Source organism: Mucilaginibacter sp. (assembly GCF_035492695.1).
In the GTDB taxonomy this organism is placed as follows: Bacteria; Bacteroidota; Bacteroidia; order Sphingobacteriales; family Sphingobacteriaceae; genus Mucilaginibacter.
This window is the reverse complement of record NZ_DATJJC010000017.1, coordinates 183,264-205,749: the sequence shown is the minus strand read 5'-3', so window position 1 is coordinate 205,749 and position 22,486 is coordinate 183,264. Positions and strand designations below refer to the sequence as shown.

At 45.5% G+C, this 22,486-nt stretch carries 21 protein-coding genes; 11 read left to right on the top strand and 10 right to left on the bottom strand.

What is annotated here, in order from left to right:
* Positions 1 to 573: 573 nt before the first annotated feature.
* Positions 574 to 2,001, bottom strand: coding sequence for an L-serine ammonia-lyase (locus tag VL525_RS11860; RefSeq protein ID WP_325386749.1), 1,428 nt, complete (start codon positions 1,999 to 2,001; stop codon positions 574 to 576).
* Between the two features lie 108 nt (positions 2,002 to 2,109).
* Here VL525_RS11860 and VL525_RS11855 point away from each other — a divergent pair, with 108 nt between their 5' ends.
* Together VL525_RS11855 and VL525_RS11850 are read left to right on the top strand one after the other, a co-directional pair.
* Positions 2,110 to 2,409 carry a CCC motif membrane protein gene (locus VL525_RS11855; protein ID WP_325386747.1) on the top strand — a complete coding sequence of 100 codons (300 nt, stop codon included), beginning with the start codon at positions 2,110 to 2,112 and terminating at the stop codon, positions 2,407 to 2,409.
* Positions 2,410 to 2,457: 48 nt separating this feature from the next.
* Positions 2,458 to 2,748, top strand: a complete 291-nt coding sequence (locus VL525_RS11850) for a DUF2752 domain-containing protein (RefSeq protein WP_325386745.1) — start codon at positions 2,458 to 2,460, stop codon at positions 2,746 to 2,748.
* Here VL525_RS11850 and VL525_RS11845 read toward each other — a convergent pair.
* Complete coding sequence (locus VL525_RS11845; RefSeq protein ID WP_325386743.1) at positions 2,730 to 3,473, bottom strand: RDD family protein; 744 nt, start codon at positions 3,471 to 3,473, stop codon at positions 2,730 to 2,732. The two genes, VL525_RS11850 and VL525_RS11845, sit on opposite strands and share 19 nt — an antisense overlap.
* A gap of 96 nt (positions 3,474 to 3,569) precedes the next feature.
* On the opposite strand from VL525_RS11845, the gene VL525_RS11840 reads away from it, so the two are divergent.
* From VL525_RS11840 to VL525_RS11810, 7 genes are read left to right on the top strand one after another with little or no spacing between them, the layout of a single operon-like run.
* Positions 3,570 to 4,514, top strand: coding sequence for a stage II sporulation protein M (locus VL525_RS11840; protein WP_325386741.1), 945 nt, complete (start codon positions 3,570 to 3,572; stop codon positions 4,512 to 4,514).
* A 1-nt stretch (position 4,515) separates the two neighbouring features.
* Positions 4,516 to 5,418 carry a hypothetical protein gene (locus VL525_RS11835; RefSeq protein ID WP_325386739.1) on the top strand — a complete coding sequence of 301 codons (903 nt, stop codon included), beginning with the start codon at positions 4,516 to 4,518 and terminating at the stop codon, positions 5,416 to 5,418.
* 1 nt (position 5,419) lies between these two features.
* Positions 5,420 to 6,166, top strand: coding sequence for a DUF4129 domain-containing protein (locus VL525_RS11830; RefSeq protein WP_325386737.1), 747 nt, complete (start codon positions 5,420 to 5,422; stop codon positions 6,164 to 6,166).
* On the top strand, positions 6,163 to 7,353 hold the full coding sequence (locus VL525_RS11825; protein ID WP_325386735.1) for a DUF4350 domain-containing protein: 1,191 nt from the start codon (positions 6,163 to 6,165) through the stop codon (positions 7,351 to 7,353). The genes VL525_RS11830 and VL525_RS11825 overlap by 4 nt, the downstream gene beginning before the upstream one ends.
* A 2-nt stretch (positions 7,354 to 7,355) precedes the next feature.
* Positions 7,356 to 8,336 (top strand): MoxR family ATPase, encoded by a 981-nt coding sequence (locus VL525_RS11820; RefSeq protein ID WP_325386733.1) that lies wholly within the window; start codon positions 7,356 to 7,358, stop codon positions 8,334 to 8,336.
* A 5-nt stretch (positions 8,337 to 8,341) separates the two neighbouring features.
* Positions 8,342 to 9,688, top strand: coding sequence for a DUF58 domain-containing protein (locus VL525_RS11815; protein WP_325386731.1), 1,347 nt, complete (start codon positions 8,342 to 8,344; stop codon positions 9,686 to 9,688).
* 5 nt (positions 9,689 to 9,693) lie between these two features.
* Positions 9,694 to 10,821 (top strand): hypothetical protein, encoded by a 1,128-nt coding sequence (locus VL525_RS11810; protein ID WP_325386729.1) that lies wholly within the window; start codon positions 9,694 to 9,696, stop codon positions 10,819 to 10,821.
* 2 nt (positions 10,822 to 10,823) lie between these two features.
* On the opposite strand, the gene VL525_RS11805 is transcribed toward VL525_RS11810, so the two are convergent.
* The 8 genes from VL525_RS11805 to VL525_RS11770 all read right to left on the bottom strand — a co-directional run bounded on the left by VL525_RS11805 (position 10,824) and on the right by VL525_RS11770 (position 19,720).
* Positions 10,824 to 11,627 (bottom strand): mechanosensitive ion channel family protein, encoded by an 804-nt coding sequence (locus VL525_RS11805; protein ID WP_325386727.1) that lies wholly within the window; start codon positions 11,625 to 11,627, stop codon positions 10,824 to 10,826.
* Between the two features lie 365 nt (positions 11,628 to 11,992).
* Positions 11,993 to 13,630, bottom strand: coding sequence for a chaperonin GroEL (gene groL / locus VL525_RS11800; protein ID WP_325386725.1), 1,638 nt, complete (start codon positions 13,628 to 13,630; stop codon positions 11,993 to 11,995).
* Positions 13,631 to 13,738: 108 nt separating this feature from the next.
* Positions 13,739 to 14,014, bottom strand: coding sequence for a co-chaperone GroES (locus tag VL525_RS11795; protein ID WP_147029659.1), 276 nt, complete (start codon positions 14,012 to 14,014; stop codon positions 13,739 to 13,741).
* Between the two features lie 246 nt (positions 14,015 to 14,260).
* Entirely contained in the window at positions 14,261 to 14,599 is a 339-nt protein-coding gene (gene secG, locus VL525_RS11790) for a preprotein translocase subunit SecG (RefSeq protein ID WP_325386723.1), read from the bottom strand.
* Between the two features lie 11 nt (positions 14,600 to 14,610).
* Positions 14,611 to 16,332: a hypothetical protein gene (locus VL525_RS11785; RefSeq protein ID WP_325386721.1), complete on the bottom strand. Its 1,722-nt coding sequence runs from the start codon at positions 16,330 to 16,332 to the stop codon at positions 14,611 to 14,613.
* A 21-nt stretch (positions 16,333 to 16,353) separates the two neighbouring features.
* Entirely contained in the window at positions 16,354 to 16,866 is a 513-nt protein-coding gene (locus tag VL525_RS11780) for an LptE family protein (RefSeq protein WP_325386719.1), read from the bottom strand.
* Positions 16,867 to 16,868: 2 nt separating this feature from the next.
* Positions 16,869 to 18,095, bottom strand: a complete 1,227-nt coding sequence (locus VL525_RS11775; RefSeq protein ID WP_325386717.1) for a sigma-54 dependent transcriptional regulator — start codon at positions 18,093 to 18,095, stop codon at positions 16,869 to 16,871.
* Positions 18,096 to 18,190: 95 nt separating this feature from the next.
* Complete coding sequence (locus VL525_RS11770; RefSeq protein ID WP_414684755.1) at positions 18,191 to 19,720, bottom strand: MiaB/RimO family radical SAM methylthiotransferase; 1,530 nt, start codon at positions 19,718 to 19,720, stop codon at positions 18,191 to 18,193.
* Between the two features lie 169 nt (positions 19,721 to 19,889).
* Here VL525_RS11770 and VL525_RS11765 point away from each other — a divergent pair, with 169 nt between their 5' ends.
* Positions 19,890 to 21,707: a hypothetical protein gene (locus VL525_RS11765; protein WP_325386716.1), complete on the top strand. Its 1,818-nt coding sequence runs from the start codon at positions 19,890 to 19,892 to the stop codon at positions 21,705 to 21,707.
* Positions 21,708 to 21,773: 66 nt separating this feature from the next.
* Complete coding sequence (locus VL525_RS11760) at positions 21,774 to 22,466, top strand: head GIN domain-containing protein (protein ID WP_325386714.1); 693 nt, start codon at positions 21,774 to 21,776, stop codon at positions 22,464 to 22,466.
* Positions 22,467 to 22,486: the final 20 nt, after the last annotated feature.

Below are 22,486 nucleotides of genomic sequence, written 5' to 3'. Positions count from 1 at the left end.
GCGAATCCAAGTTCAGAAAATTGTTGCAATAGATGCTTCACTACGCCTGCCCGCCGGCAGGCAGGTTCAGCATGACAGCCCCCGCTATTAACTTAGTGTACCCAATTCCAAAATTGTTTGTTTAAGTTAGTCGTGATTTCCACCAATCGCATCCATTTTTTGCCTCTCAAAATCATCCCAAATTGCCTAATGTTGCCTCAAACAGGCTAATGTTGTCTTTTTTGGCAAAAACCGGTTTTTTGGCGCAAAATACGGCGAATCTCATCCCAATATAACCCGCTAAAAATGAACCGCTTACACCGAGGTGTTCACGGAAATGGCAAAAACGGGGCACTTTTTGGTGTTCCGTAAAGCTGGATAACCTCATAATCAACCCATTACAACCCGCAGGCGCTGGCAAGCGGCAGCGGCGTGAACACTTAGTGTAGTGAATGGTGAATAGTCAATAGTAAATGAGGAATGGGGGTAGTGAATGGTCAATGGTGAATGTCAATAGTCAATGGTCAACGGTCAATGGTGAGTGATCGATTAAACACACCTCTTATTCACTACTCACTATTCACCATTCACTAACTAACATTCCGGCAATGAGATAGGAATATTAATGGCCAGGCCGCCGTCGGAGGTTTCCTTGTACTTGGAGTTCATGTCGAGGGCGGTTTGCCACATGGTTTTTACCACCGCGTCCAGGCTTACTTTGGCGTTGTCGGGGTTGGTTTGCAGGGCCAGCTGCGATGCGGTGATGGCCTTAATGGCCCCCATAGTATTACGTTCGATACAGGGAACCTGCACCAGTCCGCCGATAGGGTCGCAGGTCATGCCCAGGTGGTGCTCCATCGCAATCTCGGCCGCCATCAGTACCTGCCGCTGCGAGCCGCCGAGGCATTCGGTAAGCGCCGCCGCCGCCATGGCAGATGATACGCCTATCTCCGCCTGGCAGCCGCCCATAGCCGCACTAAGGGTTGCCCCTTTCTTAAATATGCTGCCCACCTCGGATGCGGTGGATATAAACTGGATGATCTTCTCGTCGGTAAAGCCGTCGCAAAACACGATAAGGTATTGCAGTACGGCGGGCACCACGCCCGCCGCGCCGTTGGTAGGCGCCGTAACCACCCTGCCGAAAGAAGCGTTCTCCTCGTTAACGGCCAGGGCAAAGCAGCTTACCCAATCCAGCGTGTTTTTGAACGTGTTGCCTGTTGCGCGGATGGCCATTACCCATTCGTCGTAGTTCTGGTACGGGTGACTGCCGATGAGTCGGCGGTTAAGCGACGCCGCTCGCCGGGCCACGTTGAGCCCCCCCGGCAGGTAGCCGGTGGTGTGGCAGCCGCGGTAAATGCACTCGCGCATAACGCGGAAGATGTTGAGGATGCCTGCGCGTACGTCCAGTTCGGGTTGCCAGGTCAGTTCGTTCTCCATCACCACTTCGGATATTTTGAGACCGGTTTTGAGGCACCAGTGGAGCAGGTCGCCGGCATGCTCGATAGGGAACGGCAGGTCCACCTCGGCTTTGGCCTGTGCCTCGCCGCCCTCCTTCACCACAAAGCCCCCGCCGATGGAATAGTAAGTCTCGGAAATGGCCCTGCCATTGCTCAAGAAAGCCTGGAAGGTTACGGCGTTGGGATGGAATGGGAGTTGGTCGTTATAGAGGAACAGGAGGTCGTCGGCCTCGTAAAAGCTGATCTCCTGCATGCCGCCAAGCATAAGTTTGTTATTGGCTTTGATGCCGGCGGTTTTATCGTCGATGGCGCTAACGTCGAAAGTTACGGGGTCGTCGCCGCTAAGGCCGAGCAGTATGGCTATGTCGGTGCCGTGCCCCTTGCCCGTTTTGGCCAGCGAGCCGTACAGCAATATCTGGATGCCGGTTACCAGGGGCAGCGCATCCTGCTGCTGCAACGCTTTTACAAACTGCTGCGCCGCGCGCCAGGGGCCCAGCGTATGCGAGCTTGACGGCCCGATGCCTATCTTAAAAATATCGAATACTGAAATTTGCTCGCGCTTCATCAACGCAAACTTACATATAGTAACACAATGTTTATATGCGAGTATTTTGAAATGCCGAAACTAATTATTAGCTTCATTTCAACTAAAACTTAAAAACCTCATTACACAATGGAAAAAGAAACTTTACCTAACGCTACGGCAGTTCTCGTGCTGGGCATTTGCTCAATTGTATTCGGCTGCTTCTTTGTAGGCCTTGTCCTGGGAATAATAGGCATTGTACTTGCCGGGAAAGGGAGAAAGCTTTATAAGGAGGATCCTGCCCACTGGGATGGCTATAGCTCGTTAAATGCAGGTTATATCATGTCCATTATAGGCACAGTGATCGGCGGCTTGTACGTTCTATATTTTATTATAGTTGGCGGCACCATATTGTCGATTTTGAGCAATACGCCTCATTCGGGCTATTAAAGATTTTCAACATTTGCGGGTATCGTGATCGGCTGGCTCGAAAAACACATGCTTCCCTGTGCGTATAAATCAATGTTCGGCATTGATTGCCCGGGTTGTGGATTTCAGCGGTCATGTATTGCGCTGTTTAGGGGAGATATACTAAAAAGCCTGGCGCTGTACCCGGCAACTATACCCCTGATAATAACTGCGGTGTTCCTGCTTGCCGATATGAAGTTTCGTTTCAGAAACCGTAAGATCATTAAAAATATACTATATCTTAGTGTAGCTACCATTGTTGTGGTTAGCTACACTATTAAAATGTACCTGCTTGCCACGGGTCACAAGGTATCGGCCTGAGCGCTGATATGGCTGTAATCCTTAATGATGGTTTGCAGGAAAAGCATATCATTCATACCCTGGGGCGGTTGAATGCCCAGGTGTTCTTTTACGCGTTGGGCCATATTGTATACTACCACATTATTCCCGGTTTTTTGATAGGAGTTTATCACTTCGTGGATCAGTTCGATATCGCGGTCGTTTAATTGCGCTGCCAGCGGGAATACCGGTTGATAGCCGTCGTACATGGGCATAAAAACGATACTGTTCATTTTGGTGCGGGGCGTGGTTCTGATCAGCATGGTGCCGGCTACTATATCGCCCAGCCTTTGGGGCTTCTCGCTTACTGCAGCTACTATCAGGGCAACCAGGCCGGGTTCTATTAGCGCAAAATCAACAATACGGAACAGCCATCTTAATACATACTGCCCTACATTGGGCTGTGACCCGTTCAGACTGATAACCCTGATTTTCATAATGCGCTTGCCTATACTTTGGCCGTTCATGAATATTTCAAAACCGAGGTCGTAAAACACAAGTATGAACAGAAAAACAACGTAAGCTACGATTACCATGGTTTCGGACTGCGCATAAATACCTGCCATTATACCCAGGAACAACCCGAGTAAAAATAAAATAACAAAGATGGCAAGGTCTATCAGTCGTGCCAGTATACGTTCCCCCAATCCGGCAACTTCGTAATCAATATCAATGTTCTGGGAGGTGGTTATTTTTATCGTTTGCATGCGTAAAGGTTATCGGGATACTAATATACTTTTTTAGTTGAAAGATAAAATTATTGTAATTATTTTAAGCCATTATTAAACCCCGGTCATTTATACATGCGCGAGCCATTATTTGTTAAACAAAACGCCGAGCAATGGAAACATTTTGAGCAGGCGCCCGTAACCGACCCCGACGAAGTGGCCGAAAGGTTTATAAAAATAACCGATGACCTGGCTTATGCCAAGACCTTTTACCCAAAGTCGAAAACGACGGAATACCTTAATGGACTGGCCGCTAAGCTGCACCAGACGATTTATAAAAACAAGACCGAAAAGCGCAACCGCTTTATAACCTTCTGGACATTTGAGCTCCCTGTCCTATTCAAAACATATGAACGGCAGCTGCTCTATTCTTTTATCTTCTTTTTTGTGTTTTGTTTGATGGGTATCCTGTCGGCAAAATATGACCCGAATTTCTTAAGGCTCATACTGGGCGATCAGTATGTGGATATGACCAATGACAATATCGCCAAAGGCGACCCATTCGGCGTTTATAAAGGAGACCGTGAATTCCTGATGTTTATGGGTATAGCAGCTAATAACATATTCGTGTCGCTCGTCATATTTGTCAGCGGTATAATATTCTCCGTAGGTACGGTTTATCACTTGTTTACGAACGGCATAATGCTAGGCTCGTTCGAATACTATTTTTTTAGCAAGGGCCTGGGTGCACAATCTATCCTGGTGATCTGGATACATGGCACCATAGAAATATCATCTATCATCATAGCCGGGGCCGCGGGGCTTGTGCTGGGCAATAGTTTACTATTCCCAAGGACCTATACCCGCCTCGCATCGATAAAAAAAGGGGCAAAGGACGGAATGAAACTCGCCATAGGCCTGGTACCGCTGTTTATTATAGCAGCTACTTTTGAAAGCTTTGTAACCCGCCATACCGAAATGCCGTTATGGCTAAGTATTACGATACTCGCATCATCACTAAGTTTTATGGTGTGGTATGTAATTATTTATCCAAACAAAATTTATAAAACCCGAACCTGATATGTCACCTAACATGGAACTTGCTAAGCCGCGTGATTTTGGAGAGATCATAAGCGATACGTTTACATTTATTAAACAAAATTTCAAACCACTGCTCAAATACTTCTTCATCTTTTGCGGCCTTTTCCTGATTTTTACTTCAGCCTCGATGATCCTGATACAGATCAAAGCCCTTAATTTTTACGATAACAGTCTCGACCCAAATGCTTTTGACGAATCCACGGTTTTTAGCCGGGCTTTTTCAATGCTGGGGGGAGTTTTGGTTTATGCGGTTTTCATGGTTTTACAATATGTGGCCCTTAATGTAACTGTTTTGTGTTTCATGACACTTTACAGGCAAAAACAAAACACCCTCCCTACTACGGAAGAAATGTGGGGCTACATTAAATATTACTACTTGAAAATATTAGGGTCAAATGTTCTTCTGTACATTTTGCTTATTATCGGTTTCATGTTTTGCCTCGTTCCGGGCGTCTATCTTTCACCTATATTCGCACTGGTAACACCGATAATGATAGCAGAAAATACGAGCTTTGGTTACGCTTTTAACCAAAGTTTTAAGCTTATACGTGATAATTGGTGGTCGACCTTTGGTGTATTCGTGGTAGTTTATATCATATTATATGTGATAAATCTTGTCATTTCGCTCCCCTCTACTATACTTGGCGCCGGAAATTTTTTCCTGCATTTCACCAAAAATAGCCAGGCCTTATCATTACCCATTGCTATCATCACGACCTTATTGCAATCAATTTCCTTTTTTTTCCAGATACTGATGTCGGTGACCGTAGGTATTGTGTATTTTAGTTTGACGGAGATCAAGGAAGGGACCGGCCTGATGGAACGCATTAACCAATTTGGCACTAACGAATCAACCCCTGGCCCCGAACCGGAGGAATATTAAAATGCGGCTGCTTTACCTGATACTTTTTATACTGGCTATTAATGCCGCGCAGGGCTCTGTTCAAAAAAAACCGGAGCATAAGGCCGCGGCTGTAGTAAAAGTTGATACGTCGTCGCACGTTAACATAAGAAGTTTTGATAAGGCTACCTTAAAAAAATACAGTGACCGACCCGAGTTTAAATATAACAGCGGCAATGAGGAGCTTTCGTGGTGGGACCGCCTTTGGATACGTTTCTGGGCATGGTTCTGGAGCCTGTTCATGTTCAAAGGGCTAAGTGTGCTGGGAGTGATCCTGAACATTATAGAAATACTGCTGATAGTTGCAGCGGTTGGCGGGCTCATCTATGCCATATTAAAAGCGGTGGGCATGGACCCGCGTACCCTCTTGTCGAAAACCCCGCCGCCGACCGTGCCTTATTCTGAATTTTTTGAAGATATTAATACCATCGATTTTGATACAGAGATAGAAAAAGCTGTTGCGGCACACAACTATCGCTTTGCCGTGCGGTTGCTTTATCTAAAGTGCCTGAAGCAATTAAGCGATGCCGGTGTAATTGCATGGGAGATAGACAAAACCAATAGCCAATACCTCTACGAACTTAAGAATGACGAGCAGCGAAGCGCTTTTGGCCTGCTTACCCGCCAGTTTGAATATGTTTGGTATGGTGAGTTTTCTATTAACGACGCTGTTTACAACGCCATAGCGCATTCATTCAGCGATTTTAATAAGAGGGGAAAGGCGGTATGAGGAGTTTGAAATTGATATATATCGTCTCTATAACGCTCATCATCGCCTACCTGGTAGCCGAATATAATAAGCCGCATCCAACGCTTTGGAAGCCCACGCTTGCGTACAACGATAAGATACCTTATGGTACTTATATTACCTACCACGAGCTGAAGCAGCTTTTCCCCGGCGCCGTGCTTAAAGGCACAAATAGCACGTTTTATGACCAGTTTCATGATACCACTATTGTCAACAGCAACTACATCATTATTACAGGTGACCTGAAATTCAACAAGTACGATTTTAAGGAATTAGTAAAATACCTGGAAAAAGGCAATTCAGTGTTTATCGCAATAGGCACAACTGCTGATAAATTCATTCGAGCCAAAGACGTAATTGAAGATACTTTAAAGATCGGTACCAGCCTTATCATAAAAAACAGCACCACGGCCATCAATTTTACCAACACGAAATTAAAACGGGCAAAAGACTACAAATTCGACAAGGGCATGGCCAATGGGTATTTCACGAGCTTTGATACAACCCGCGCCGTAGTTTTGGGCAGAAATGAAGCCGGCGATGCAAATTTTATCAGCTATAAGTTCGGAAAGGGAACATTATTTCTTTGTGCTAACCCTGAATTATTTACCAATTATAGTTTATTAAGCGAACAGGGAGCCGATTATGCGGCCAAGGCGCTATCCTATATGCCGGAACAACCGGTTATTTATTGGGACCATTTTCAAAATGGCGATATTGAACAGGATATGTCGCCGCTGCGGGTATTTTTCTCCAGCCCAAGCCTGCAATGGGCCTACTATTTAAGTTTAGGAGGGATGGTGATTTTTATCCTGTATGAGATGAAACGCCGTCAGCGTATCATCCCAATAATTGAGCCTTTGCGAAATTCGACAGTCGATTTTGTGAATGTAGTCGGCCAGGTTTACTACGAGCAGCGAAATAACGCCAATATAGCTCAGAAGAAGGTTGTATATTTCCTTGAGCATCTGCGTACCGTTTATCACTTGAAAACTAATGTGCTCGACAAGGAATTTATTGAACGATTAGCGCAAAAAACAGGCATCGGCGACACGCTGGCAGGAGAATTAGTAATGCACATGCATTACATAAACGGGCAGCGTGTAACGGACGACGACCTGATAAAACTTAACCAACTTATCGAACAATTTTATATTAAATCCAGGTAAACATGGAAGAAGAAGAATTATTTAAGCAGCGTACCGATCTGAGCAAACTGAATGCAGCGGTGGAGCAAATAAAAAGCACATTGGGGAAGATCATAGTCGGCCAGCGTGATACTATCGACTTGCTCATCGCGGGCATACTGGCCGACGGCCATGTGCTGATAGAAGGCGTACCCGGCGTAGCAAAAACGTTGACGGCCAAACTGATAGCCAAAGCTATCGATGCAAAATACTCACGCATACAGTTCACACCCGACCTTATGCCATCAGATGTGGTGGGCACTTCCGTATTCAATCCTAAAAGCATTGATTTCGAGTTTAAGCCCGGGCCGATATTTGGGAATATCGTGCTGATCGATGAGATCAACCGGTCGCCGGCAAAAACACAATCGGCCTTGTTCGAGGTGATGGAAGAGCGGCAGGTAACGGTCGATGGCCACAATTATAAAATGGACGAGCCTTTTTTGGTGCTGGCTACCCAAAACCCGGTGGAACAGGAAGGCACTTACCGGCTGCCCGAAGCTCAGCTGGACAGGTTTCTTTTCAAGATCGAGGTAAAATACCCGACGCTTGAGGAGGAAATAACCATTCTTACCCAGCAACATCAGCAGGTGACAACTGAACAACTGTCGCATATCAATCCGATATTATCTAAGAACGATATCATCGCCTTGCGGCAAATAGTACGGGGCCTGCATGTTGAACCTCGGATACTGGAGTTTGTAGCGAAGATAACCAACGAGAGCCGTAACAGTAAATCCCTGTTCCTGGGCGCTTCGCCGCGGGCGTCGCTGGCGATAGTAAGTGCAGCCAAAGCTATAGCCGCCATACGCGGGCGCGACTTTGTGACGCCCGATGATATAGTGTGGGTAACGCCATCGGTATTAAGGCACCGCATTATGCTTACCCCTGACAAGGAAATGGAAGGTATAAGCCCCGATGAAGTAATCAAACAGATCATACAGAAAATAGAGGTACCACGATAAAAAACGTGAAAAAATTGTTTGGGCTATTTTATAAGGATCTATTTTTAACCAACCGGCTGTTTGCTGCTTTGGCGGCATGCGTTGTTTTCTTCCTGTTCTCCTTTTTCTTCCCCTGGCTGGGTATACTTCCTGAACTGTCGTTCTGGCTCATCCTGGCGCTGTTCCTCATCGATGTCCTGATACTTTACCGTTCGTCAAAAGGGGTATTTGCCCGGCGGCATGCACCGGAGCGCCTGAGCAACGGCGATGAAAATGAATTGGGCATCTATATCGAAAACCTATACCCATTTAATGTGTCAATAGGCATTATTGACGAGATACCGTTTCAGTTCCAAAAACGCGACATCTGGTTTAAAACCACGTTGAAACCGCAGCAGCATAAACTGATCAACTACCTGCTGCGTCCCACCAAACGCGGCGAATATGAATTTGGCGCTGTAAGGGTTTATGTAAAATCGCCGCTTGGGCTCATTCGCAGAAGGTATACCTTTAGCCAGGATGAAACCTTACCGGTATATCCGTCCTTTCTGCAAATGCGCAAATATGAGTTGATGGCTATATCCAACCGGCTAAATGAAATAGGCATAAAGAAAATTCGCCGGCTTGGCCATAGCCTCGAATTTGAACAGGTGAAAAATTACGTTGCGGGCGATGATTTCCGCACCATCAACTGGAAGGCGACAGGTAGGCATGGTACCCTGATGACCAACATTTATACCGACGAAAAATCGCAGCATGTATATTGTGTGATCGATAAGTCGCGCACGATGAAAATGCCCTTCGAGGGTTTAAGCCTGCTTGATTATGCTATTAATGCCAGCCTGGTACTGTCGAATGTGGCATTACTGAAAGAAGATAAAGCCGGCCTGATAACTATCGCCGAAAAATTAGGTTCCGTAGTTCCGGCCGACAAAAAGGCCACACAGATCAACCGCATATTGGAAGTGCTTTATAAAGAGAAGACCCGTTACCTGGAAACCAACATGGAACTGCTGTATTCCACTATCCGCAGGGTGTTGAAACAACGCAGTTTAGTTGTGTTCTTTACGAACTTCGAAAGCATGTCCGGCCTGGAACGTCAGCTTCCGTTCCTCAAGCGCATCTCGCGTTTCCACTTGCTGCTCGTCGTATTTTTTGAGAACACTGAACTGCAAAAGCTAAGCGAGGAACCGGCCAGTAATGTTGAAGATATCTACATCAAAACCATAGCCGAAAAGTTTGCTTACGATAAAAAGCTGATCGTAAAAGAACTGGCGAAACACGGCATACAGTCTATATTAAGCACGCCGCAAAACCTAACCGTCAATACCATTAACCGCTACCTCGAGTTGAAGGCGAGACAAAAGATATAACCTAAATGAATATCATTATCAAGCTCCTGATCCTTATCGTCAGGCTGTTTATCAGGCACCAGGTAAAAAATCAGCCCGGCCCGGATACGTCTGTTGACCCGGCCTTATTCGTAAGGCAAGCCAAAAGTGGCGCCGAATACTCCAAAATAGCCGCGGATGCCATGATAGAGGATGGGAAAAATTACAACGAGGTTAAGGCTTTATTACTGAGTAAAGGCTTGCACGAAGATTATCTCGATCTATATGCTAAGAAAGCACAGCAGCAATACGACAAGTGGCAAGCCGAAAATGGAGATAAACCCCGATTGACAGCCGCGGAGCTTTATGAAAAAATGCACAAACAGGCATTGGAAGTTGACCCCGCAATCAAGCTGACAAAAGCACCGGAGGAAGACCATGCGTATCACTTCAGTGCATTGATCGGCAAGGAGCGATACCACAACTCTGATGGCCGGCACATCCTCTATTTAATGACGGCGGCAGCATTGAACAGCGCACCTGTTAAAGAGAACAACGATGCTGCTGTTAAACAATTAAGTTTTCAAAAATTTGGCGGTAACGCAGGTAACCCCTATCTGAGAGTGATAACTATTAAAGGGCAGCGCGAAGCTGTATTTCCGTACTTGCAAACCGATACAGAAATTTCATTTCAAACCAAAAACATTATAGAATGGGATATCGATGATCCGGTCGAGGCTGAAATAGAAGGCATTGGGGATGGACAATTCTCATTAGGATTTTTTTCCACCGACTATGCGGTGAATAAGCACATCTACAAGTTAAAACAAGATATCAAGGTGCGTCTTTCCGCCTTTATATTAGCCATTAGCGTATCCGAGACGTATAAAGGGCACAACGACGCGAACGGGAATAGCAATGGGTATTGGCCCGATGCGCGCTGGGGAAAATACAGCTACTTTAAATTCGAGGCCCTGGTATTGAATGTAACTCCCGCGCATGTAGACAAGCGTTCGATAGGTGGTATTTTAACGTTAAAATTAATTGACAATAAGCGGGGAAACGACCTGGTGATTGATGCTTATATTCATGTTGGCAACATTACGTCCCAAAAAATAAGGACGGATATGAAAGTAAACGGGGCGCTATGGTTCCAGGCCGAACTTGCAGATTGACATCACGTACCCGGCAGCACATGGTGCTGCGGTAATTGTATATCGGCATCCCGAAGGTCCTTAACGATCTTTTCCTGCAGGAATATTTTGGTGGTTAAATAATCGTCAGGTTTTACCCATACCCTCACCGTAAAGCGCAGTCCGTCAATCTCGAGGGCAATTACCCCTACCAGTGGCTTTGGTGTTGGTATGATCTTAGGCGTTGCTTTAATAGCATTATAAATGATGTCCTTCACTTTATCCACCTCAACTACGTAGCCCAGCTTCAATTCAAAGTCGAGCCGGCGCGTTTTTTCACGGTTAACGTTGATGATTACTTCATTAAACAGCTTCCCGTTAGGAATAATAATGGTACGGTTATCAATGGTTTTAAGCACCGTATAAAACAGTTGTATTGACATTACAGTGCCTTCCTGGCCCTGGGCCACCACATAATCGGAAATATTGAAAGGCTTCAGCAAAAGTATCAGCACACCACCGGCAAAATTCTGGAAGGTGCCCGATAAAGCCAGGCCGGCGGCCACGCTGAACGCCCCGATAATAGTGCTGAACAATGTGAGCTCGAACCCGATTATTTTGAATACCGAAAGGATTAATATTACATAAAGGGCAGTTACTGTAAGGCTTTGGAAGAAAGGCCGAAGTGCTGAGTTCACACTGTTACGTGCCATACGCTCGCGCATCCTTCTTTTAATGAGCCTGATGACCCAAAAACCGACAATAAATATAAATAATCCGAAGATGTAATTTTGGCCGTTCGCAACAAGCCAAACATGAAATTGGTGGTAAAATTCTTCCGGCCGCATAAATAAAGGCCAAAAATAAGGATTAATTATTTACCGTAGATGGTAATAAATAATTCCGGGCCCTTGATGAGTACCCACTCAAGGATTTGGGTTTTGATGTATTTCGCTCTCTCGTTGATCGCTTTCATGACCTGTAACATTCAATTGTTGTGCCTAAGCATCTGTGTTTAACAATCTTTAACAAATTTAGGCCCATTATCGGATGATAATGGGCCTAAATTAATCATTTGATTAACCGATGACCGTCTGCTTACCGACTCATGACAAAACGATGGTTCAGAAAAAAAGAAAACCCTGTCTGCAAAAACAGACAGGGCCTCTATATAATATTGACAAATATTTTTGTCTTTTTGTCAGGACAGATATTACATCATACCGCCCATGCCGCCGCCGCCCATTGGAGGCATGCCAGCACCCTTTTCATCTTCTGGATCGTCAGCTAATACACATTCAGTGGTTAACAGCATAGCTGCAATTGAAGCTGCGTGTTCCAAAGCTACCCGGCCCACTTTCGTTGGGTCGATAACTCCGGCTTTGATCAGGTTTTCGTACTTATCGGTACGTGCGTTGTAACCAAAATCGTCCTTTCCCTCTTTTACTTTTTGTACTACGATAGAACCTTCGATACCTGCGTTTTCACATATCTGGCGCAATGGTTCTTCAATAGCGCGACGGATGATCTGGATGCCGGTGTTCTCGTCATCGTTATCACCTTTAAGATTTGACAAGGCTTCAACCGCACGGATGAAAGCGACACCGCCACCTGCAACAATGCCTTCTTCAACAGCTGCACGGGTTGCATGCAAAGCATCGTCAACGCGGTCTTTCTTCTCCTTCATTTCCACTTCAGAAGCAGCGCCAATATATAATACGGCAACACCACCGGATAATTTGGCTAAACGTTCCTGCAATTTTTCGCGGTCATAATCAGAAGTTGTCGACTCGATCTGTGATTTGATCTGTCCCACACGAGATTTGATCTCTTCAGCTTCGCCCGAACCATTGATGATAGTTGTGTTGTCTTTATCAACAACAACCTTCTCAGCGGTACCTAAGTAAGAAAGATCGGCATTATCTAATTTGAAACCTCTTTCTTCAGAGATCAGCGTACCGCCTGTAAGGATAGCGATATCTTCCAGCATAGCTTTACGGCGATCACCAAAACCTGGAGCTTTAACAGCAGCCACTTTCAATGAACCGCGGATCTTGTTAACTACTAATGTAGCCAGGGCTTCACCATCAAGGTCTTCTGCAATGATCAGCAAAGGCCGGCCTGTTTGAACTTGCTTTTCCAATATCGGAAGCAGTTCTTTCATCGATGATATTTTCTTGTCGTAAATCAGGATATATGGATTTTCCAGCTCTACTTCCATTTTGTCGGCGTTGGTTACAAAGTAAGGAGAAAGGTAACCACGGTCGAACTGCATACCTTCAACTGTTTTAACTTCAGTTTCAGTACCTTTTGCTTCTTCAACAGTGATCACACCGTCTTTACCAACCTTTTCCATCGCTTCGGCTATTAGCGCACCGATAACTTCGTCGTTGTTTGCAGATATGGAAGCTACTTGTTTGATCTTGTTGTTATCCTCGCCAATAGTTTTTGACTGTGTTTTAAGATTTTCAACAACCGCTGTAACTGCTTTGTCGATACCGCGTTTCAAATCCATTGGGTTTGCGCCGGCAGCCACGTTCTTGATACCTGCTGTAACAATAGCCTGTGCCAATACGGTTGCAGTAGTTGTGCCATCACCTGCTATATCAGCAGTTTTTGAAGCAACCTCTTTAACCATTTGGGCGCCCATGTTTTCGATAGGGTCTTTTAACTCGATCTCTTTTGCAACGGTAACACCATCTTTTGTAATAGCGGGTGAGCCGAATTTTTTGTCGATAATTACGTGACGGCCCTTTGGTCCTAATGTCACTCTTACTGCATTTGCTAAAATATCCACGCCGCGCTTCAAAGCGTCGCGTGCTTCTACATTGTATCTAACTTGTTTTGCCATCTCTTTTTAATTGTTGAACCTGCCAGCCGGCAGGCGGGTTAATGATTTGTTGAATTATCGATTCAAGGTTAATTCGACAATTCAGTCCTTCAATAATTCAGTAATTGGTTATAGTACTGCGTAAATATCAGATTCGCGCATAATTAAGTACTCTTTACCTTCATAGGTAATTTCGGTACCGGCATACTTGCCATATAACACCTGGTCACCGGCTTTAACGGTTAAAGGCTCGTCTTTTTTTCCATCGCCTACAGCAACGATAGTGCCGCGCTGAGGTTTTTCTTTTGCTGTATCCGGGATAATGATTCCGGATGCGGTCTTCTCTTCGGCCGGAGCAGCTTCCACTACTACCCTGTCTCCGATAGGTTTAATGTTCAATGCCATTGTTATACTAATTTAATTTTATAAAATTTATGGTTACGTGTGCATCTATCCTCATCAATTATGCCAAGCAGCCGGGTACGACCAATATTGTCATATCAACTGTTCAATTGTCACTTTTAGGTCAAGGATGGTTTTATTCTTAACGATGATTTAATATTCAAGTGCCATCGTGTCAGTAAAGGCTTTCAGCCAAAAAAGGCTTTGGATATTATGCCAAAGCCTTTTTTTATTTTTTTATAATTGGTATTATTTACTTTTTTGGGGTGCGGGTGTAGCAAGTGGCGTGGTTGTAGCCGGGCCTGTTTGCTTATTCACCTGCTCCAGTTCTTTTTGCTTTTCGGCGCTGATGGTAGTTGCACCCCCGCCCTTCACCGTTACATTTACTGCCAGCGAAAGCACCATCAGGGCTATGGCCAGTATCCAGGTTCCTTTTTCGAGGAAGTCACCGGTTTTCTGAACGCCCATCAATTGCGACGAGCTTGAGAAATTTGATGTTAAACCGCCGCCCTTAGGGTTTTGGATCAATACTATGGCTCCCAACAGCACACATACTATAACGATCAGGATCACTAAAACTAAATACATTTCTTTTTATATTAATTGATTTTTCTTTCTAACAATTCAATCTGGTCGGCAAAGTAACGGCTTTTTTCCGGGAATTTCAATATCAATTTTTTGTAAGTATTTATGGCTTTGTGATAAAGCATCTGGTCGACATAAATATGCGCCAATGTTTCGGTCACTAATTCATCCATGTCCTCGGCGCTTTTCTTAGCCTTATTCTCATTGTCCAGTTTGTCGCCTGTCGGCGTACTGATGTGCGGCGCCTCGGCGATAAATTTTTTGATGATCCTGTCTTCTTTCCGCTGCGGGTCAAATTCAACAGCCAGCCCGGCAGCATTCTGGTCCAGTTCCTCAACCGTGCTTACATGAAATATGTTCTCGTAGTATTGCTGCTGAAGGGTTTCGTCACCTGTGTGTTTTATAGCCTGGGTGGTATCCAGTTTAAACGGCTGGTAAACGCCAGCGTGTTCTTTACGCGTTTTATCGAGCCACCACATAAACGTGTATGGCATTTTTTCGTCGTGGTACTTCGAAACATAATTTGTTTCCACATCCGGCGCCTTGAACTCGTTAACCGGCGCCTCTGTTGCGATTTCCTCGTCAATAATTTCCGTAGCCTCCGGCTGCTGCGTGATCTGTTCCGACCTTTCAAAAACAAAATAATCGCTACCCGCCAGGCTTTCGGGTACTAATTCTTCTATGCCGGCATCTGCCACATCGTGCTCCACAACAGCATTATCTTCTATGACCGGCTCTCCAGCACCCTCCCCGGATAAATTTTCTTCTGCCGCAGCTACAGGCAAGGGCTTGCTCATTTCCTCCACCGGCTTAGGAGTTTGCGTTGCAAAGCTGATACTTTCTATGCCAACTATCTCATCGTACACATCATCTTCGATATCGTCTGATGGGTGCGACTGTGCTATTATTTCCTGCTCAATTATTGGTTGCCCTTCTGCTGCTGTTTCGTTAATCTCCTGTATCGGCTCAATTTCTGCGGTTTCTACCACCTGGTTAATTGGCTCCTCTGCCTTTTCCTGTAATTCGCCTAACGCTTCCTCAAACACAGGCGCCGGTGTTTCGCCCCTATCGTCTTCTTCCGGTAATTCAACAACAGGTTCGGTAGCCTGCAGGGTCATTTCGGCGTCTACTTCCGGCTGTAATTCATGAAAATCTATGATCTGCTCTTCAAATACATCGGCCGGGGCAATGGCGCGGCCGTCCTCTTCGGGTGTTTCAGTTACCAGCTGGTGAATGTGTTCCTCTTCCGGCATATTGCCAGCCTCGCCAGTGCCGGTTTCGCTTTCAAAGTGGTCATTTATGATCTGAATCTCTCCCTGCTCATCATCACCTATTACAACTGACGACTCGTCCCGGTTTTCTTCAATTAGCGGTTCAGGTTCGGAAATCCCGTTTGTTTGATGATAGGTTTCGGCAACGTCCTTTCTCGTTTTAGTCTCAATGCCTTCGCCGTATCCCCGTCCGTTTACCTCCTGAATGATCTGTTCGTCCTGCACCTCAGCCAGGTTCTCATAAGCATTCACCAATAAGTACAGCGTCTTGGGATCAAACGAGGCGGCCGCGTGGACCATACCTTCCCTGTTTGAGCGCGCATATAATGCCTGCAAAAGCCCGCTTTGCGGAAAATCCATAGCAAGTTGCTGCAGGTCGGCGCTATAGGCATAGCCATTATCAGCCGGGTTTGCCAGCAATTTCCACAAAATATCGGTCTGCCTGTTATTTAGGTATTGGTCCACGAGGGTGAAACTACAAATTGCTTACCAATTAGCAAAGGCTCTGTTAAAAATATCGTCGGTAAGCTGTTTATTGATTTCGGTTATCAGTTTCTGCTCCTGGGATGATATCTCACCTGTAAAGTCCTGGTGTTCAGAGAATGACTGGGTAAAACTCAGCTTCTTATCGACGGTATTAGTATAAGTTACATTTACCGTAATCGTTAAACGTTCGGCACCTGCTATGGGCGGTGTGTTGCTGTTGGTTGACTGTACCGACACCGGCTCAATGCTGTATCCGGTTATCGAACCCTTCATATTTGCTGAAGCTTCTCCCCGCACAATGGACAGGCTGGTGGTGGAACGTATCCTATCCTTTAGCGACTCCGTAAATTGCTGACTAAGGTAATTCACCACCAAAGGTGCTGTATTTTCAAAATACTCAACGTTGATAGTGGTCAGTCCTACAGTAGACGCACCGCTTAAACTGATAGCGCACGAAGAGTTGAACAAAGCAAGTATAGCTATCGGAAGTAATGCTGCCAGCGCCCTTTTCATGGTTACAGATTTAGCTCTTTTATTTTGCGGTACAATGTTCTTTCGGATATCCCCAGCTCATTGGCGGCAAGTTTACGCTTGCCTTTATGTTTTTTTAATGCCTTCCTGATCAGGTCAGATTCCTTCTCGACCAGCGAAAGCGATTCCTCTACTTCTTCAGCCTCGTGAAAAGGCACATTTGCATTGCTTATAACGGGCTGTTGTATGGTAAATTGTCCGTCGCCGTTGTTTCCGGGCAATTCTATATCGCGGTACAGTTGGTTTATCGTTTGCGAATTATTTGCGTAAGATGTTGAGACACCGCCGTGCTCGATAATATCCGCTACCAGCTTTTTTAGTTCTACCATATCACGCTTCATATCAAACAGTACCTTATATAATATGTCGCGTTCAGATATATCTTCTTTAGGCTGATTTTCCAGGCGCATAGGCAAATTACTTCTGCTGGCTTCTTGTGGGATATAATTGAGGATGATCTGTGCGGTTATTAACCTGTCACGTTCCAAAACCGCCAATTGTTCGGCCATATTTTTTAACTGGCGCACATTACCTGGCCATGAATAATTGATGAGCAGTTGCTGGGCCTCATCATCCAATTGTATCGGCGGGGTCCGGTATTTATCCGTAAAATCAGACGTAAATTTGCGGAACAAAAGATAAATGTCCTCTTTTCTGTCGCGCAGTGGTGGTATACGCAGCGGCACAGTATTCAAACGGTAATAAAGGTCTTCCCTGAATTTACCATTTCGTACAGCCTCGTACACATCCACGTTGGTAGCGGCTATCACCCTCACATTAGTTTTTTCAACTTTTGATGAACCTACTTTAATATATTGTCCCGATTCCAGCACGCGCAGCAAGCGCGCCTGGGTACCCAGCGGCATTTCCGCAATTTCATCCAGGAATATCGTACCGCCGTTTACTGTTTCAAAGTATCCTTTTCGTTCGCCGACAGCACCTGTATAGGCGCCTTTTTCGTGACCGAATAATTCGGAATCAATAGTACCTTCAGGTATGGCGCCACAGTTTACAGCAATAAACGGCCCATGCTTGCGCGGGCTCATCTGGTGAATAATGTGCGAGAAAACCTCTTTGCCGCTACCGCTTTCGCCTGTTATTAAAACAGAAATGTCGGTAGGCGCAACCTGGTTTGCTATAGTTATGGCCCGGTTAAGCAGCGGCGAATTGCCGATGATACCAAAGCGTTGTTTTATTTCTTGTACTTCCATTTTATAGAATCAAGAGTCAAGAATCAAGATTCAAGACTAAATCTCTTTTATCGTTATGTCTTTCAAAGCAAAAATGATTTTGCTTCCTGGCTATGTTACTCAACAACTATCCCTATCAATGTCGCTGTAGTAGTCCTTTCAACCAACACATTCACATACTGGCCAGGTTTGTAGTTCTCGTTTACCGGGAACACGACCATCGCATTCTGATCGCTGCGCCCACAGTAGTCTTTGTCTGACTTTTTTGAAAAGCCTTCGATCAGTACCCGCTGTACCTTCCCCAATTGAGCCTGTAAACGCGCATAAGAATGCTGCTGCTGTTTTGCTACGACCTCTTTCAGCCGGCTGCTTTTTACAGCATCCGGGATGTCATCTGCATAGCGTTTGGCCGCCAGCGTGCCCGGCCGTTCCGAATACATGAACATGTAGGCAAAATCATATTGCACGTAATCCATCATACTCAATGTATCGCGGTGTTCATCATCTGTCTCGGTACAGAAACCGGTTATCACATCGGTTGAAATGGCACACTCAGGTATAATTCTCCTGATGGCATCGATACGGTTGATATACCACTCGCGGTCATAAGTGCGGTTCATCAACTCCAGCACCCGGCTGTTACCCGACTGCACCGGCAGGTGAATGTAGTTGCAGATATTATCGTACTTAGCTATCATGTACAGCACTTCGTCTGTAATATCTTTTGGATGCGATGTTGAAAAACGTACGCGTAATTCCGGGCTGACCAATGCCACCATTTCGAGCAGGTTGGCAAAGTTCACAACTTTCGCCTCACGTAAATCCGCTCCATTGGAGAAGACTTTTTCTTCCCGGCTTTCAAAACCCTCTCCAATGGAGAGGGCAGGGTAAGGCTCCGACTTCTGACCTCCGGCTTCTGTGTCAAGCTCTGCGCCTGACCATTTATACGAATCTACATTTTGCCCCAGCAAAGTCACCTCGCGGTAACCCTGGTTGAACAAATCGGTACATTCTTTTACTATCGATCGTGGCTCACGGCTCCGCTCACGTCCACGGGTAAACGGCACTACGCAGAACGAGCACATATTATCGCATCCGCGCATAATGGAAACGAAAGCATTGATACCGTTGCTATTCAATCGCACCGGATTGATATCGGCGTAGGTTTCTTCGCGCGATAACAGCACATTTACTGCCTTTTGCCCATCGTCAACTTTACCGATAAGGTTCGGCAGATCGCGATAGGCGTCGGGTCCGACAACCACGTCCACCAATTTTTCTTCTTCCAGGAATTTGGATTTCAGGCGTTCGGCCATGCAGCCCAATACACCTACTACCAGCCCCGGGTTTTTAGCCTTGGCAATAGTGAATTCCCTCAACCGGTTACGCACACGCTGCTCGGCGTTCTCACGTATCGAGCAGGTATTGATAAATATAACGTCGGCATTATTATAGTCACCGGTTGTTTCAAAACCATTATCCAACAGGATAGACGCTACTATCTCACTATCCGAAAAATTCATGGCGCAGCCATAGCTTTCTATATAAAGCTTACGACCGTTTGCCTTCCCGTCTGCGGGCTCTAATATTAAAGCCTCGCCCTGCCTGCTCTCGTCGTGTGTTTTATCCGGGATAGTAAAATTCATTATACCTTAAAATTGGACTGCAAAAATACACAATTTTTAGATTTAGAGTGACAGTTTGTCACGTTTTACAAAATCCCGACTCTATTATGATGATTTATAGTCCAAAAAATAACAAATTGCGGAAAGTGGTGTAGTAACTTGAATGCGACATCCCCGGATATTTCAGCTGATGAAGTCAAGATTAAAAAGATGGCAAAAAGTAACGCTGATAATCCTCGGCTCACTGATAGCGTTAATACTCATCCTTGCGCTGTTTGTCAACCAGTATTGGTCGCCGATCCTGGCAAAGAAAGTAAAGAGTATCGTGCTTAAAAGCAGCGACAGCCTTTATCATGTCGACTTTAGCGACGCCAAGCTGCATATCCTTAGAGGCGAGGTTGACATTTATAATCTTACACTCACGCCGGATACAACCGTTTATAACCGCCGGAAAGCAAATCATTTCGCCCCCAACAACCTGGTGGAACTTCGCGTGAAAAGGCTCACCATATCGCATATGCATCCGTTCAAACTGTACTTTGACCACGTGTTGGATATTGGCGAGGTAATATTGAAGGCGCCGGAGATAAAAGTAAGCTACGAGCTTAACCACACCAAAGATACTGCTACAAAGGATAACCGAACTACCTGGCAAAAGCTATCCAAAACCCTGAAATCAGTTCATATAGGCCAGATAGTGCTGGGCGATGTAAAGTTTAAGTACGAAGATTATTCGGGTAATAAACTTGCCATTTCCGAGCTAAAGGAAATGAACCTGGGCGCTACCGACCTGCTTATCGATTCGGCAACGCAAACTGACAGGTCGCGGGTTTTATTTTGCAGGGATATCGACGCCGATCTTAATAACTATAAAGCCAATACGTCGAACGGGTTGTACACCTACAGCATAAAGGCGCTGCATTTATCTACTCAAACCTCTAAACTGACCTTAGAAGGCCTCGACCTACAGCCCATAGAAACCAGTGTATTTTTTGAGAAAAGCCGCAAAGACCGGTTCGATATTCATCTTGATTCACTCGAAGTGGACCGGTTTGATTACATTACCTATCACAAATACCGCGTCATCAACGCATCGCACCTTTTGCTAACTAAAGGCTCGCTTAACTTATTCACCAACCCTAACAAGAAAAAGCCGACAACCGATAAGGTAAAAACCTACCCGAATTTTGGCCTGAAAGAATTGAAGGCCGATCTTAACATCGATACGATAGACGTAAAAGGGATAGACATCACCTATACCGAGCTTAATCATAAGTCGGGCAAAGCCGGGACAATAACGTTCGACCATTCGTCGGGAAGGTTCCTGAATGTCACCAATAACCCGCAGGCGCTTCAGAAAAACAATATTTGCACGGCCGCATTAACCAGTTATTTTATGAATCGCGGCAAAGTGAATGTGATCTTCAAATTCAACCTGACGGACGAAAATGTGCCTTTCAGTTATAAAGGGGACGTCGGACCCATGGACCTCCGTGCCTTAAATAAAGGGATCATGGCGTTGGGGCTGGTCAAGATAAACACAGGGAAACTTAACCGTTTCGAATTCGATATTAATGCAGACAACCGGGTAGCTAAAGGCCGTATCAGCTTGCTTTATGATAGCCTGAAAGTTACCGTGTTAAAGCCGGATACAGATAATGACAGATTAAAACATGCGGTGATCCCCACTTTGTTTGCTAACATCATGGTGCTTAAGCACAACAACCCCGATAAACCGGGCGGGGTGCCACGCGCTTTTTATGTCACTTACAATCGTCCTAAGGATTATCCTTTTTTTAAAACGATATGGCATACCCTGCTTACCGGCATTAAACCCTGTATAGGCCTTGATGAGAAAATGCAAAAGACGGTAAAGGATAAAATAGCGCAGCAAAGCATAAAAAAACAGGAACGGCAATTAAAAAAAGCCGCAAGAAAACAACGGCGGGCCGAGCGGCAGCAGAAAAAAGAGGCTGAAAAAAAGGAAAAGGCTGAGAACCCGCAATAGAATGTTTCTTTGTAAGCCGTGCAACGTTTGTAATTTAGTTCCGTCTTTTAGCTAAAAGTATTCATTATGAAAAAAATAGCATATTCAGTTTTATCAGCAGCACTTTTTTCGGTGCTTGCCATATCCGCCTCGGCCCAGGGCCAGTCGCGTTCTGTTTCAGGTTTCAGCGCCATTGCATCAGGCGGTCCTTTTAACGTTCATGTTAAGATCGACGGGAACGAAAGCGTAAGGGTTGACGCCGATGATGACGTTATTAACGACATAGAGACCGTGGTTGAAGGAAACACATTGAAGATCAGGTTCAACCGCGAAAACCGTCATCGCAATATTCACAAAGCCGAGATCTATGTCGAAGCCAAATCATTGAATTCGCTTGCCAATGCAGGCTCCGGAAGTATCAAAGTTGACGGTGTTGTTTCAGGCAGCAGCGTTAAAACCATTTTGAGCGGGTCGGGCAACATCAGCACAGCTGTTAAAGCGGATGACCTGCGAACGGTTATCAGCGGTTCCGGTTCCATCAAAATCACAGGCAGCGCGGGCGATGCCGAGATCGTTGTTACCGGCTCGGGCGAAGTTGAGGGCAGGGGCCTTAAAGCTAACTCGGTATCTGCTACCATTACCGGTTCGGGCAATATCCATGTTGAAGCCGAAAAAAGCGTATCGGGCCATATCACAGGTTCGGGAAGTGTACTTTATTCGGGCAGCGCAACCATATCCGATATGCGGACTACGGGCTCGGGCCGGGTTTCAAGGGAATAATAGTTCAAATTAACTGGAGA